13 protein-coding genes are annotated in these 13,938 nt (G+C 63.7%); 3 read left to right on the top strand and 10 right to left on the bottom strand.

Features of this window, described 5'->3' with window-relative positions:
- Positions 1–343: 343 nt before the first annotated feature.
- The 3 genes from ACWAT4_RS19270 (at position 344) to ACWAT4_RS19260 (ending at position 3,479) form a co-directional block, all read left to right on the top strand.
- Positions 344–2,326 (top strand): PAS domain-containing sensor histidine kinase, encoded by a 1,983-nt coding sequence (locus ACWAT4_RS19270; RefSeq protein ID WP_449731123.1) that lies wholly within the window; start codon positions 344–346, stop codon positions 2,324–2,326.
- Entirely contained in the window at positions 2,323–2,994 is a 672-nt protein-coding gene (locus ACWAT4_RS19265) for a response regulator transcription factor (RefSeq protein ID WP_212300817.1), read from the top strand. Before ACWAT4_RS19270 ends, ACWAT4_RS19265 begins: the two co-directional genes overlap by 4 nt.
- A 104-nt stretch (positions 2,995–3,098) precedes the next feature.
- Positions 3,099–3,479, top strand: coding sequence for a response regulator transcription factor (locus ACWAT4_RS19260; RefSeq protein ID WP_433995261.1), 381 nt, complete (start codon positions 3,099–3,101; stop codon positions 3,477–3,479).
- Positions 3,480–3,520: 41 nt separating this feature from the next.
- Here ACWAT4_RS19260 and ACWAT4_RS19255 read toward each other — a convergent pair whose 3' ends face one another.
- The 10 genes from ACWAT4_RS19255 to ACWAT4_RS19210 all read right to left on the bottom strand — a co-directional run bounded on the left by ACWAT4_RS19255 (position 3,521) and on the right by ACWAT4_RS19210 (position 13,894).
- On the bottom strand, positions 3,521–4,492 hold the full coding sequence (locus tag ACWAT4_RS19255) for a tripartite tricarboxylate transporter substrate binding protein BugD (RefSeq protein ID WP_212424599.1): 972 nt from the start codon (positions 4,490–4,492) through the stop codon (positions 3,521–3,523).
- An 88-nt stretch (positions 4,493–4,580) separates the two neighbouring features.
- On the bottom strand, positions 4,581–5,822 hold the full coding sequence (locus ACWAT4_RS19250) for a threonine synthase (protein ID WP_212444800.1): 1,242 nt from the start codon (positions 5,820–5,822) through the stop codon (positions 4,581–4,583).
- Between the two features lie 210 nt (positions 5,823–6,032).
- Positions 6,033–7,454 (bottom strand): dihydrolipoyl dehydrogenase, encoded by a 1,422-nt coding sequence (gene lpdA, locus ACWAT4_RS19245; protein WP_449731122.1) that lies wholly within the window; start codon positions 7,452–7,454, stop codon positions 6,033–6,035.
- Positions 7,455–7,471: 17 nt separating this feature from the next.
- Positions 7,472–7,705 (bottom strand): hypothetical protein, encoded by a 234-nt coding sequence (locus ACWAT4_RS19240; protein ID WP_212300822.1) that lies wholly within the window; start codon positions 7,703–7,705, stop codon positions 7,472–7,474.
- An 8-nt stretch (positions 7,706–7,713) separates the two neighbouring features.
- Complete coding sequence (locus tag ACWAT4_RS19235) at positions 7,714–9,066, bottom strand: pyruvate dehydrogenase complex dihydrolipoamide acetyltransferase (protein ID WP_212300823.1); 1,353 nt, start codon at positions 9,064–9,066, stop codon at positions 7,714–7,716.
- Positions 9,067–9,128: 62 nt separating this feature from the next.
- Positions 9,129–9,581, bottom strand: coding sequence for a nucleoside deaminase (locus ACWAT4_RS19230; RefSeq protein ID WP_449731121.1), 453 nt, complete (start codon positions 9,579–9,581; stop codon positions 9,129–9,131).
- A 2-nt stretch (positions 9,582–9,583) separates the two neighbouring features.
- Complete coding sequence (locus ACWAT4_RS19225) at positions 9,584–9,886, bottom strand: DUF5076 domain-containing protein (RefSeq protein WP_212424593.1); 303 nt, start codon at positions 9,884–9,886, stop codon at positions 9,584–9,586.
- Positions 9,887–9,889: 3 nt separating this feature from the next.
- Complete coding sequence (locus tag ACWAT4_RS19220) at positions 9,890–11,272, bottom strand: pyruvate dehydrogenase complex E1 component subunit beta (RefSeq protein WP_212424592.1); 1,383 nt, start codon at positions 11,270–11,272, stop codon at positions 9,890–9,892.
- Positions 11,273–11,301: 29 nt separating this feature from the next.
- Positions 11,302–12,324 (bottom strand): pyruvate dehydrogenase (acetyl-transferring) E1 component subunit alpha, encoded by a 1,023-nt coding sequence (gene pdhA, locus ACWAT4_RS19215; RefSeq protein WP_212424591.1) that lies wholly within the window; start codon positions 12,322–12,324, stop codon positions 11,302–11,304.
- 172 nt (positions 12,325–12,496) lie between these two features.
- The gene (locus ACWAT4_RS19210; protein ID WP_449731120.1) at positions 12,497–13,894 is read right to left on the bottom strand and encodes a glycerophosphodiester phosphodiesterase family protein; all 1,398 of its coding nucleotides are present in this window, start codon (positions 13,892–13,894) and stop codon (positions 12,497–12,499) included.
- Positions 13,895–13,938 lie beyond the last annotated feature (44 nt).

Raw genomic sequence — 13,938 nt, 5'->3', positions numbered from 1 at the left:
CCGATTGGTCGTGAGGGTAGTGCGCCGAGCACGAACCGCTCAATTGTACGGAGGTAAACGGCCGACATGATTAGGATTGAAGGGGCTATACCTAGGTTTGTCCGTATTCGCCCGGGGTCCCGCCCCTTGTCATGTTCAACGAGACAGCGCACGACGCTCCGGCTGCACGGGCACGGCGAAACTTTCGCGGCAGGGGCGTGGTTGCCGCGCAGCGATGGCCAGGGCGGCGAGCGGTCGATCCGAAGGCGACATCGCAACCCCGATCCGACTTTGGCCGGAATTGCTCCCCTCGCGGCAACGTGCTCTACTCGCCGTCACGCAGAGAGCGCCGGGAGCGTCTGCGATGAAGTCTGGCCGGGCAGTGACGTTTGGGAAGTCAGCCGCGCAATTCCTCGCCGGCTGTGTCAGGCAAACTGTAACCGCCAAGCCGCATACCGAGCCCGATGGCGGCTTGCTCGAGGCGGTCAAGCAGTGGCAGCAAGTCTTCGAGCATAATCCGGTCATGTATTTCATGGTTGATCCGGCGGGAACCGTGATCAACGTGAACACGTTCGGCGCCGCGCAGCTGGGCTATTCGGCCGCAGAGTTGATCGGCCGATCGGTGCTGGATGTCTTCTTCGAGGAGGATCGCGACTTCGTCCGCGCGTGCGTTGCGCTGTGCCTTCAGACCGTCGACCAGTCCCACACCTGGGAGATCCGGAAGGTGCGTAAGGACGGCTCGGTGCTATGGGTGCGCGAGAACGCCAAGACCATGCTGCGGGCCGATGGCGGACCAATCGTGCTGGTGGCCTGCGAGAACATCACCGAGCGCAAGGCAACCGAGAATGCGCTGCGACAGAGCGAGGCTTATCTCGCCCAGGCGCAGGAATTGAGCCACACCGGCAGTTTCGGCTGGCGGGCCGCAACCAGCGAGATCACCTGGTCCAAGGAGACCTACCGCATCTTCGAATGCGACGAAGGGAGCAAGCCACAGATCCCGGTCATGCTCCAGCGGATCCATCCGGAGGACCGGCTCGCGGTGGAACGGACCACAGGGCGGGCCGCGCGCGCGGGAAAAGATTACGATCACGAGTATCGGCTCGTGATGACCGACGGCTCCATCAAGTACGTCCGTGCGGTGGCCCGGGCCACGCGAGATTCCGCCGGTCATGTGGAGTTCGTGGGATCGGTGAGCGACATCACGGCGACCAAAGAGGCCGAGCGCAAGCTTCGCGAGAGCGAGCAGCGCTTTCGCGACTACGCGGAGACCGCATCTGACTGGTTCTGGGAAACGGGGCCGGACCACCGTGTTACCCTGATTTCGGAGCATTCGGATACCACCGCCGCCCCAGCGGGCGTGATCGGGCTCACGCGGTGGGACATCGCTCCGGACGCGGATCTCGAACCCGAAAAATGGCGGCAACATCGGGCCGCGCTCGACGCCCACGTTCCGTTCCGCGACCTAGTGTATCGCAGCAAAGACCGCAACGGCCAGCCGATCTATGTCCGGACCAGCGGCAAGCCATTCTTTGACACTGAGGGAGCTTTTCTGGGTTACCGCGGCGTCTGCACCGACATAACTGCGGCGATCCGAGCCGACCAGGCCGAAGACGCACTGCGCAAGGCCCAAGCCGAGCTCGCCCATGTGACGCGCGTCACGACGCTGGGCGAGCTGACGGCTTCCATCGCTCATGAAATCAATCAGCCGCTTGCAGCCGTGATCGCAAATGCCGACGCCTGCCTTACCTGGCTGCAGCGCAGTCCGCCCGATTTCAAAGCGGCCCGCCGCTCCGTGGAATGGATCATCGAGGACGGCACCCGTGCCAGCGACGTCATCCGTCGCGTCCGTGCGCTCGCCAAGCGGTCGGACATCGAGATGGTTCCCCTCGATGCCAATATCGTCGTGCGCGAGGCCGTCGCACTCGTTCAGCGCGAAATGGCCAGCCATTCCGTGTCGATACGAATGGCGCTGTCGTCCGCGGTGCCCAAGATCTTTGGCGATCGAATCCAATTGCAACAAGTCCTGATCAACCTGATCATGAACGGCATTGAGGCCATGGAAGGCGTCGATGATCGCCCGCGCGAGCTGGCCATCCGCTCAGCGGCGGATGACGACGAGACGGTGCTTTTAAGTGTCGCCGACTGCGGCGTCGGCATCAGTGAACAGGCGATAGACCGTCTGTTCACGCCGTTCTTTACAACGAAGGCCTCCGGCATGGGCATGGGCCTGTCGATCTGTCGCTCCATCATCGAGGCTCATGGCGGACGTCTTTCCGCAGCACCGAACCAGGGGCGCGGCGCGACTTTTCAGATTGCTCTGCCCCGCCATCGAGAGGAAGCATCGTGACCGAGCGCGCGGAACCCTCGCCGGCGCAAGACGATGGCGATCAGCCAATCGTCTTCATCGTCGACGACGACGTGTCGATGCGCCGTGCGCTCACCAATCTATTCGAATCGGTCGGCCTCAAGGTCGAAGCATTCGGCTCGGCTCCGCAGCTCCTCCAGGTCAAGCCGCCGGAAGTCCCCAGTTGCCTGGTGCTCGACATCCGCCTGCCCGGAGCCAGCGGCCTTGACCTGCAGTCCGACCTTGCCAAGGCCAATATCCACACGCCCGTCATCTTCATCACCGGTCATGGCGATATTCCCATGACCGTTCGGGCCATGAAAAGCGGCGCCGTCGACTTCCTGACCAAGCCTGTTCGCGACCAGGACATCCTGGACGCAGTCCGGGCCGCGATCGAGCGGGACCGCAAGCGGCGCGACCTCAACAGGGTGGTCTCGACCGTCAAATCGCGTTTCGAGTCACTGTCCTCGCGCGAGCGAGACGTATTGTCGCTGGTGACGGCCGGCCTGATGAACAAGCAGGTGGCCGCCCAGCTTGGATTGGCTGAGATCACCGTCAAGATCTATCGCGGCCAGATCATGCGGAAAATGGGCGCGAAGTCGCTCGCCGATCTGGTGAGAATGAGCGAGGCGCTCGGAATTCAATCCAGCAAGCGCGACGTACAAACCTAAGTATGAGTTTCCAATGGTGACTGGCAGGTCCACCTTGGGTGCCCATCTGCAGCCGCGGACGACGGCAAGCGCGTTGTCCCGGGCAAGGAGTGGACGTCTTGTCAGTGGCTTCGGTCATTTCGGTGGTCGACGACGACCCTTATGTGCGGGCCGCGATCAACAATCTCTTGAAATCCCGCGGATACATCGTCCACACATTCGCCTCCGCCGAGGAGTTTTTGAGGTCGAGCGTTGCGACTGACACCTCGTGCGTGATCGCCGACATGCAGATGCCCTCGATGACCGGCATCGATCTGCTGACCCAGATGCGCGCGGAGGGGTCGCCTACGCCGTTCATCGTCATCACGGGTTACCCGGATGAGAGCGTGCGTGCGCGCGCGCTCAACGCCGGGGCAACCTGTTTTCTCGGTAAGCCGTTTGCCCCCGCGGATATGATGCGATGCCTGGAGCGGGCGCTGGCGGCGGGCGGCGAAACCCGGGGGTGATGGCCCCGGCGTCCGGAAAACGCGGCGGAACGTCGCCGACCTCACTCCACCTTGATGTTCGCCGCCTTGATGATCGGCCACCATTTGGCAATCTCGGCCTTCTGACGATTGCCGAGCGCCTCAGGCGCGAGCTGATCCTGGGGCGTCATCTCCAGACCCTGGCTTTCGAGCTGCTTCTTCACGGCGGGATCATTTAGCGCTTCCACGGCGGCCGCGTTGAGCTTGGTCACGATCTCCTTTGGCGTGCCCTTGGGCACCCACATTCCCGACCACAGCGTCATGTTGAAGCCCTTCAGCCCGGCCTCCTCCGCGGTCGGAATTTCCGGCGCCGAGGCCAGACGCTTGTCGTCGGTGATGGCATAAGCGCGGATGGTACCGGCGCGGACCTGATTGATGGAGTTGGAGGTCTGGTCGACGATGAGGTCGATCTGCCCGGCAATGAGATCGTTCAGCGCGGGCGCCGTGCCGCGATAGGGCACGTATTGCAGCTTGATGCCGGAGACGCTTTCGAAATAGACGCCGGCGATGTGACTGCCGGAGCCTGCGCCCGCAGTGCCGGCTGTTGGCGGCGACGGGCGCGACTTCAGCCACGCCAGCAACTCCTTCAGTGAAGTCGCGGGCACCGCGTTCTTGCTGACCACAATCATCGGATTGCTCGGCAGCAGCACCACTGGCTCAAGGTCGTCGACGAGATCGTAGTTGAGCTTGTAGACCGCGCCGTTGGCGACATGCGTGCCAAGATGACCGAAGGAAATGGTGTAGCCATCGGCCGGCGAATGCACGGCACGCCCTACCCCGATCGACCCGCCGGCCCCCGTGACGTTCTCGATCACCAGCGGCTGGCCGAGCGACACGCGCATCCGCTCGGCAAGCACGCGCGCCATCGCATCCGACGGGCCGCCGGCGGCGAAAGGAACGATGATGGTGATCGGATGGGATGGAAAATCGTCGGCGCGCGCGACGCCCGTGATCGCGAGAATGCCGATCAGCCCGGCCCAAACGGCCTTCTTCATTTGTAATCTCCCCAACGATCTCGTTTTTGTTTTTATCTCTTCCCGCGTACGGGAAGAGCAATCGTTCGTGAAGAGACGTATTGCCGCGCTAGAACTGGGTGTAGTCGATCGGCTTGTGGCGATCGAGCGTGCGGGTGACTGGCGGCAGCGGGTATTTCAGGCCGGTCGCGCAGTTGAACAACATCACGCGGTCACCCTTCGAGACGCGGCCATCGGCGAGGCTGTCCTTGTAGGCCGCGTAAGTCGCAGCGCCCTCGGGGCACAGCAGCAGCCCCTCCTCGCGCGCGACCTCGTTCAGCGCCGCCGAGATCTTGTCGTCGTCGACCGCGATGGCAAAGCCCTTGCTCTCGCGCACGGCGCGCAGGATGAGGAAGTCGCCGATCGCCTGCGGCACGCGAATGCCGGATGCGATGGTGTGGGCGTCCTCCCAGCGCGTCGCGTGCTCGGTGCCGGCATCATAGGCGCGCACCATCGGCGCGCAGCCCGAGGCCTGCACCGCCACCATGCGCGGGCGCTTGGAGCCGATGAAGCCGATCTTCTCGAGCTCGTCGAACGCCTTCCACATGCCGATCAGGCCGGTGCCGCCGCCGGTCGGATAGAAGATCACGTCGGGCACCTCCCAGCCGAGCTGTTCGGCAAGTTCGAGGCCCATCGTCTTCTTGCCTTCGATGCGGTACGGCTCCTTCAGGGTCGAGGTGTCGAACCAGCCGACCTTCGCCTTGCCCTCGCCGACGATCTTGCCGCAATCGTCGATATAACCGTTGACGCGGTAGACGGTCGCGCCCTGGAGCTCGATCTCGCTGACATTCACTTCCGGCGTATCGGCCGGGCAGAAGATCGTGGTCTTGATGCCACAGGAGGTCGCATAGGCCGCGAGCGCCGCGCCGGCATTGCCGTTGGTCGGCATCGCCATGTGCTTGATGCCGAGCGCCTTGCCCATCGACACCGCCATCACCAGGCCGCGCGCCTTGAACGAGCCGGTCGGCAGGCGTCCCTCGTCCTTCACGATGATCTCGCCGCCGCCGAGCTTCTTGCCGAGCTTCGGCAGCCGGATCAGCGGCGTCGTGACTTCGCCAAGCGAGACGATGTCCTTGCATTTGCGCACCGGCAGCAGCTCGCGATAGCGCCACATATCGCCGGGACGTTCCTTGAGCGCATCCTTGGTCAGCGCCTTCTTCACACCGGCGAGGTCGTACCGGACCAGCAGCGGCTTGCCGGCCTTGGAGAGATTGTGGACCTCGTCGGCCGCGTAATGATCGCCCTCCATCGCGCATTCGAGATGGGTGACGAAAGTCGGGCGTTCGATGGTCAGGTTGTCGTTGTCGTGCATGGGTTCACTCCCTTTTCTTGTTGTTCTGCTTATGCGCTAGTGAACTCGTCACCCTGAGGTCCCGGAGCGAAGCGGAGGCCTCGAACGGCGACGAGCCCGGCTGCCACATCTTGGCCGTCCATCCTTCGAGGCTCGCTCAGCGGCGCCATTGCGCGCCGCAAGGCGAGCGCCTCAGGATGACGGGGCGGGACGGTGCAGCCGCCTCTCCCGTCAAATATTCAGCACCCGTCCATACGCATCCAGCACCGCTTCCTTCATCATCTCCGACAGGGTCGGATGCGGGAACACCGTGTGCATCAGCTCTTCTTCCGTGGTCTCCAGATTCATCGCGACCACGTAGCCCTGGATCAGCTCGGTGACTTCGGCGCCGACCATGTGGGCGCCAAGCAATTGGCCGGTCTTCTTGTCGAAGATCACCTTGACCAGGCCCTGGTCCTCGCCGAGCGCGATCGCCTTGCCGTTGCCGACGAAGGGGAAACGGCCGACGCGGATCTCGCGGCCGCTCTCCTTGGCCTTGGCTTCCGTCAGGCCGACCGACGCGACCTGCGGATGGCAATAGGTGCAACCCGGGATCATGTTCTTGTCCATGGGATGCGGATGCAGGCCCTTGATCGCCTCGACGCAGATCACGCCCTCATGCTCGGCCTTGTGCGCGAGCATCGGGGGACCGGCGACGTCACCGATGGCGTAGATGCCGGGGATGTTGGTCTTGCCATAACCGTCGATCACGATGCAGCCGCGGTCGGTCTTCACGCCGAGCTTTTCCAGGCCGAGATTCTCGATATTGCCGACGACGCCGACGGCCGAGATCACGCGCTCGAATTCGGTGGTAACGGGCTTGCCCTTGCCGTCGTCGATGGTAGCAACGACGCTGTCGGCCTTCTTCTCGAGCTTCGTCACCTTGGTCGAGGACATGATCTTGATGCCCTGCTTCTCCAGGCGTTTGCGGGCAAGGCCGGCGATCTCGGCGTCCTCGACGGGGAGGATCTGCGGCAGCACCTCGACGACGGTGACGTCCGAGCCCATGGTGTGGAAGAACGAGGCGAACTCGATGCCGATCGCGCCGGAGCCGACCACGAGCAGCGACTTCGGCATCCGCTCCGGCACCATCGCTTCAAAATAGGTCCAGATCAGCTTCTTGTCGGGCTCGAGGCCCGGCAGCACGCGCGGCCGCGCGCCGGTCGCGACGATGATGTGTTTTGCCTGATAAGCCCCCTCGCCCAGCGTCCCCTTGGGCGCCTCGACGTCGGACTTCTTCACGGTGACCTTGCCGGGCGCGTCGATCGAGGCCGCGCCCCAGATCACGCTCACCTTGTTCTTCTTCATCAGGAAGCCGACGCCGTCGTTCAGCCGCTTGGAGACGCCGCGCGAACGCTGCACCACGGCCTTCGGATCGAACGACACCTTCTCCGCCGACAGACCGTAATCCTTGGCGTGCTGCATGTAGTGGTAGATCTCGGCCGAGCGTAAGAGCGCCTTGGTCGGGATGCAGCCCCAGTTCAGGCAGATGCCGCCGAGATAATTCTTCTCGACGATCGCGACCTTGAAGCCGAGCTGGGCAGCGCGGATCGCGGTGACGTAGCCGCCGGGGCCGGAGCCGATGATGATGACGTCGAAGGATGTGTCGGCCATTGCGGCTCCCATTCAACTCAAGCGGTCGTTGTGCCGCGGGCGCGGCGATTGAGGATGTACGTTCTGATCAGCCATTCCGCGAGAATGACCAGTGCCATGACGGCGAAGATGGTGAGCGCGATCGGCGCCCAGATATTGCGCGACAGCGCCTCCCCGGCAAAGAAGGCGGCGTCAACGATGTCGCGGCCGAGCGGGCTGAGCGTGAGGATCAGCGAAACCAGCATCGAGATCCAGGGCCAGCGCGTCGTCATGCGCCAATTCAGACCATCATCATGACGGGGTTTTCGATCAGCTGCTTGAACGCACCGATCAGCTCGGCGCCGAGCGCGCCGTCGATGGCACGGTGATCGCACGAGAGCGTCACGCTCATCATATGCGCGATCTCGATCTTGCCGCCGCGCACGACGGGGCGCTCCTCGCTGGTGCCGACCGCGAGAATGGTGGCGTGCGGCGGGTTGATCACGGCGGTGAAGTGGCTGATGCCGTACATGCCGAGGTTGGAAACGGCCGTGGTGCCGCCCTGGTATTCTTCCGGCTTCAATTTGCGAGAACGCGCGCGCGCGGCAAAGTCCTTCATCTCGTTGGAAATGGTGGACAGCGTCTTGGTCTCGGCCTTGCGGATGATCGGGGTGATCAGGCCGCCCGGCATGGCCACGGCAACGCCGACGTCGGAATGGTGGTGCTTGACCATGCCGGACTCGGTCCAGCTGACGTTGCAGTTCGGGATCTTCTGCAGCGCCACCGCCATCGCCTTGATGACGAAGTCGTTGACCGAGATCTTGTAGAGCGGCTTCTTCTCCTTGTCCTTCGGCGCAGCCGCATTGATCTCCTCGCGCGCGGCCATCAGCTTGCCGATGTCACAGTCGATAGTGAGGAAGAAGTGCGGGACATTCTGGATCGACGCGGTCAGGCGCTGCGCGATGGTGCGGCGCATGCCGTCATGCGGGACGATGTCGTAGGAGCCGGGCTCGAACAGCGACAGGATCTGCTTGTCCGACATGGTCGGTGCGATCGAGGGTGCACCGCCGGACGGCGCCGCGGCGGGCGCCTTGAGGCCCTTGCCGGACTTGGCCTGCTCGACGTCGCGCGCAACCACGCGGCCGTGCGGGCCGGTGCCGGTGACCATGCCGACATCGATGCCGGCTTCCTTGGCGATGCGGCGCGCCAGAGGCGACGAGAACACGCGGCCGGCATGGCCGTTGCTCTGAGCGGCGGGTGCTGCAGCTTGCGGTGACGACGCCGCTGCGGGCGGCGGCGCAGCCTTGGGCGCGGCAGGCGCGGGAGCCGGCGCTGCAGCGGGAGCCTCAGCCGCCTTGGGTGGCGCGGCCGACGCGCTCGGCTTGGCACTGCCTGCGGCCTTGACGTCCTCGCCCTCGCCGGCGAGCACAGCGATCACGTCGTTGACCGGCACATCCTGCGTACCCTCCGGCACCAGGATCTTGGCGATCGTGCCCTCGTCGATGGCTTCGACCTCCATGGTGGCCTTGTCGGTCTCGATCTCGGCGATGACATCGCCGGATTTGACCTTGTCGCCTTCCTTCTTCAGCCACTTGGCGAGGTTGCCCTTCTCCATCGTTGGCGAAAGAGCTGGCATCAGGATGTTGATGGGCATGCTGACCTCACGAAGAACTTCTCAAAACGTCGCCTTCGAAAGTGAAGACGAACGGACCAGGTTTAGTTGCCGATGTCGCCCTGCCACAGGCGCTCATTGGCGGGGATGGAACGCCAATTTCTCATCATGGTGATGGAGCGATCGTCGGCAAGGTCGATCCAGGGAATCCCGAACTTGTCGAGAATATCCTTGGAGCCCGGAAACGTGACGGACTCTCCGATCACGACGAGCTTGACCTTGAACAAAGCGAGCGCGCCGGCACACATCGAGCATGGCGACAGCGTGGTGTACATGACGGTGTCATGGAACGAGATCGCGCCCGCTTCGCGCAGGCAGCTCATCTCGCCATGAAGGATTGGATTGTTCTCCTGCACGCGGTTGTTGTGACCGCGGGCGATGATCTTGTTGTCGCGCGTCAGCACGGCGCCGATCGGCAGGCCGCCTTGCGCGATCGAGGCTTCCGCTTCGTGGATCGCCTCCAGCATGAGATCGAAATGATGGGCTTCGATCGCCACGGTCAGTGCCCCTTCCCGCGCGGCGTCGTGGTGCCGGTGTCGGTGGGACGCTCGATCTCGGCCTGGAACATGTCGAGGATCCGGTTCAGCGCGTCTTCCTCGGTGTATTCGCTCTCACGCGCATAGGCGCGCGCGGCGTGGCGGGCGAGATCGACGAGCAGCAGGCCCCACATGTCGGGCTCTTCGAAGGCACGCTGGAACGCCATCGACAGCCCGCCATCCAGCACGAACACGCGCAGGATTTCGACCGCGTCGTCGCGGGCGATGACGTCGGGCGGCAGCGGCTGCTCCTTCGGGCCCGCCATGGCCTACCTGTAGCAGACGGCTTTGGCGGCCTCGACGACTTCGGCCGCCGACGGCAGCGCGAGCTTCTCCAGGTTCGCCGCATAAGGCATCGGCACGTCCTTGCCGGCGACGCGCGCAACCGGCGCGTCCAGATAGTCGAAGGCATTCTCCATGATGCGCGCGGCGATCTCGGCGCCGACGCCGCTCTGCGCCCAGCCCTCTTCCACCGTGACGGCACGGCCGGTCTTCTTGACCGAGTTGATGATGGTCTCGGTGTCCATCGGCCGCAGCGTGCGCAGATCGATCACCTCGGCCTCGATGCCGTCCTTGGCGAGCTCGTCGGCGGCCTTCAGCGCATAGGTCATGCCGTTCGACCAGGAGATGATGCTGACGTGGCTGCCGGAGCGCACGATGCGCGCCTTGCCGATCGGAATGACGAAATCGTCGAGCTTCGGCACCTCGCCGGTGTGGCCGTAGAGCACCTCGTTCTCGAGGAAGATCACCGGATTGGGATCGCGGATCGCGGCCTTGAGCAAGCCCTTGTAGTCGGCGGCCGAGAACGGCGCGACGACCTTGAGGCCGGGGACGTTCGAGTACCAGGCCGAGTAGTCCTGGCTGTGCTGGGCGGCAACGCGGGCTGCCGCGCCGTTCGGTCCGCGGAATACGATCGAGCAGCCCATCTGGCCGCCGGACATATAGAGAGTCTTGGCCGCGGAGTTGATGATCTGGTCGATCGCCTGCATGGCGAAGTTGAAGGTCATGAACTCGACGACCGGCTTCAACCCGGTCATCGCAGCGCCGACGCCGACGCCGGCAAAGCCGTGCTCGGTGATCGGGGTGTCGATCACGCGCCTCGCGCCGAACTCCTGGAGCAACCCTTGCGTCACCTTGTAGGCGCCCTGATATTCGGCGACCTCTTCGCCCATCACGAAAACGTCGGGGTCGCGGCGCATCTCTTCGGCCATGGCGTCGCGCAGCGCTTCGCGGATGGTCTGCGTGATCATCTCGGTGCCGGCAGGCACTTCGGGATCGGGCTCGGCGACCGCCTGCGGCGCAGATGCGGCCTTCGGCGCTTCGGCTTTCGCCGCGGCGGGGGCAGCGGATTCCGCAGCCTTCTCCTGCTTGGCAGGCGCGGGCGCCTTGGCAAGGTCGGCGGCGCTCTCACCGTCGGCGAGAATGGTCGCGATCGGCGTGTTCACGGCAACGTCGGCTGTGCCTTCGGGAATCAGGATCTTGCCGAGCGTGCCCTCATCGGTCGCCTCGACCTCCATCGTGGCCTTGTCGGTCTCGATCTCGGCGATCACGTCGCCCGATTTGATCGTCTCACCCTCTTTTTTCAGCCATTTGGCGAGGTTGCCCTTTTCCATCGTGGGCGACAACGCGGGCATCAGCACTTGAATTGGCATATCGACTCCAAAAGAAAGCTTGCGCGCGTTCAGCGGTAAACATCGGTCCAGAGCTCGGACGCATCCGGCTCGGGATCATGCTGGGCAAAGTCGGCGGACGCATTGACGATGTCGCGCACCTCGGCGTCGATCGCCTTGAGATCGGCCTCGCTGACCTTCGACGCCAGCAGACGGTTGCGCACCTGCTCGATCGGATCCTGGTCGTGGCGAACCTTCTCGACCTCCTCGCGCGTGCGGTATTTTGCCGGGTCGGACATCGAGTGGCCGCGATAGCGGTAGGTCTGCATTTCGAGAATGAAGGGGCCCTTGCCGGCGCGGCACCAGGCCGCCGCCTCCTCGCCCGCAGCCTTGACGGCGCGGACATCCATGCCGTCGACCTGCTTGCCGGGGATGTTGAAGGACACGCCGCGCTTGGAGAAATCCTGCTGCGCCGAGGCGCGCGAGACCGCCGTGCCCATCGCGTAGCGGTTGTTCTCGATGACGAAGATCACCGGCAGCTTCCAGAGCTCCGCCATGTTGAAGCTCTCATAGACCTGGCCCTGATTGGCCGCGCCGTCACCGAAATAAGTGACGCTGACATTGCCATTGCTGCGATAATTGTTGGCGAAGGCGAGCCCCGTGCCGAGCGAGACCTGCGCGCCGACGATGCCGTGACCGCCGTAGAAGTGCTTCTCCTTGCTGAACATGTGCATGGAGCCGCCCTTGCCCTTGGAATAGCCGCCGCGGCGACCCGTGAGCTCGGCCATGACGCCGTTGGCGTCCATGCCGGTGGCAAGCATATGGCCGTGATCGCGATAGCCGGTAATGACCTGATCGCCCTCTTTCAGGGCCATCTGCATGCCGACCACCACGGCCTCCTGGCCGATATAGAGATGGCAGAAGCCGCCGATCGCACCCATGCCATAGAGCTGGCCGGCTTTTTCCTCGAATCGCCGGATCAGGAGCATGTCGCGGAGCGCCTTCAGCTCCTGCTCTCTCGTGAATTCCGGGGGCGAACCGCCGTCGGTTTTGTCTTGTGGGCTGCTTGCGGCGGCTTTCTTGGGGGCGGCCATGAGAATTCCGGGTCAGAGAAAACTAAGCCCTCTCTAACCTAACTCAATCGTGTGTGAAAGCACCGCAGTGACATGCCACGACTTTCATTATGCCGCACTGCAACGTGGCCGAAATTTTGCAAAACCTTTGGGCACGATCAGGCAACATTCGGATTCCACGCCGCTCGCCTCACTAGCCGAGCTCGCGCAAATACGCCGCGCGGGCGGCAACCCCGGTATGCGTGAAGTCGGTGAAGACCCCGTCCACACCAAGACGGAAGAATTTGAGATATTCCTGCGCGGGATCGGCGTGATAGTCGGCAGCCAGATATTTCTTCTCGTTCCGAAACGTGAAGACGTGGACAAAAAGGCCGAGCTTGTGGGCATCGGCAATCAGGCTGGTTGCGTCCTGCGTCGAAGCCTCCGGTGTCGATCCCTTGTAGGGCGTACCGTCGGAATTGGCGTCCTTCCACGGCGCGATCTTGAGCGGAACGATATAGGCCTTCCACGGACCGATGCCGTCGGCATAGGTCTTGATCTCGGCAAGGCCCGCAGGCGTCAGCATCGCGTCATACAGGCGCGCGTCCCCGGCAACCGTCCAGTCGAACGGACGTGAATTGGTGATGTTGTTGAGCAGGACGTTGCCGGTCCTGAAGTCGATGCCGTTGCCGTCGACGAGCTGAACCTGCCGCGCCTGGAGACCATGGCTGCGCATGTATTTCAGGCTGCCCGGCTCAAAGCTCTGAACGAGGATGGGTGCATCCTTCGTGTTGAGGCCGTTGTCCTTGATGATCTTGATGAGGGCGTCCTCGAGCGGATGACTGCCCGGCGCGCCACAACCATTGGCGATGGCCTGGGCATTGTTCCAGGTCGGGTTCTTGGTCTCTGGATAGACCAGGATGGTCCGCCCCGTCTCCTTGCTCTTGGCTTTGGCGATGTCGAGGATGTCCTGGAAGCTGATGACCGGGAGCTTGCCGTTGAAAACCTTCGGCCGCTCATTGGCGGCGTCATAGGTGGTGCCGCCGATCCATTCCTTCAGCTCGGCCATGGTGAAGTCGGTGATCGACCAGTCATTGCTGTGATCCTCACCGTCGACGATCAATGACTTCAACACCGATTTGGGATCGGTCGGATCGGTGAGATCCGTGAGGTAGTCAGCGGGCACGCCGGCGGCCGCCGGCGCCTTGACGCGCACGCCGGGCACCGTGCGCTTGCGGGTCGCGACCGCCGCATTGGTCTTCGCCACTTCGGCAACGTTGGTGTTGTCGCCCAGCCAGGGGTTGTGACGCGCAACCAGGACGCAGTCCTTGGTCAGATGCAGATCTTCTTCGAGTGCGTCGGTTCCCAACGCCGCGGCGAGGTCGTACGAGGCCTCGGTTTCTTCCGGCACCAGCCCCGGTACGCCGCGATGTCCGAGGATCAGCGGTGCTTTTCCGTCCACGGTCAGGAAGGGTTTTGCGCCTGATGGCGCCGGCGCGGTCTGCGCGAGGGCGATCGATGGCGCAAGCAACGCCACGGCCGCCACGCCGAGCAGCATCGCTCCGACATGGATCTTACGCTGCAGGAGAGTGTGCAGAGGATTGCTCGTCATGGTCGCGCCTTCCGTCATGGCCTGGCATCGCATCGTAGCGATCA

The sequence above is a fragment of the Bradyrhizobium sp. T-1 genome (genome assembly GCF_053592855.1).
The sequence above is the reverse complement of the archived record's forward strand: the minus strand, read 5'-3'. Positions and strand labels throughout refer to the sequence as shown.

Excerpts from the sequence above, each read along its gene's own strand:
- ACWAT4_RS19210 (WP_449731120.1), bottom strand. The coding sequence starts at position 13,894 with ATGACGAGCAATCCTCTGCACACTCTCCTGCAGCGTAAGATCCATGTC.
- ACWAT4_RS19255 (WP_212424599.1), bottom strand. The coding sequence starts at position 4,492 with ATGAAGAAGGCCGTTTGGGCCGGGCTGATCGGCATTCTCGCGATCACG.
- ACWAT4_RS19270 (WP_449731123.1), top strand. The coding sequence starts at position 344 with ATGAAGTCTGGCCGGGCAGTGACGTTTGGGAAGTCAGCCGCGCAATTC.
- lpdA (WP_449731122.1), bottom strand. The coding sequence starts at position 7,454 with ATGGCCGACACATCCTTCGACGTCATCATCATCGGCTCCGGCCCCGGC.
- ACWAT4_RS19225 (WP_212424593.1), bottom strand. The coding sequence starts at position 9,886 with ATGGCGGGCCCGAAGGAGCAGCCGCTGCCGCCCGACGTCATCGCCCGC.
- ACWAT4_RS19240 (WP_212300822.1), bottom strand. The coding sequence starts at position 7,705 with ATGACGACGCGCTGGCCCTGGATCTCGATGCTGGTTTCGCTGATCCTC.
- pdhA (WP_212424591.1), bottom strand. The coding sequence starts at position 12,324 with ATGGCCGCCCCCAAGAAAGCCGCCGCAAGCAGCCCACAAGACAAAACC.
- ACWAT4_RS19250 (WP_212444800.1), bottom strand. The coding sequence starts at position 5,822 with ATGCACGACAACGACAACCTGACCATCGAACGCCCGACTTTCGTCACC.
- ACWAT4_RS19235 (WP_212300823.1), bottom strand. The coding sequence starts at position 9,066 with ATGCCCATCAACATCCTGATGCCAGCTCTTTCGCCAACGATGGAGAAG.
- ACWAT4_RS19220 (WP_212424592.1), bottom strand. The coding sequence starts at position 11,272 with ATGCCAATTCAAGTGCTGATGCCCGCGTTGTCGCCCACGATGGAAAAG.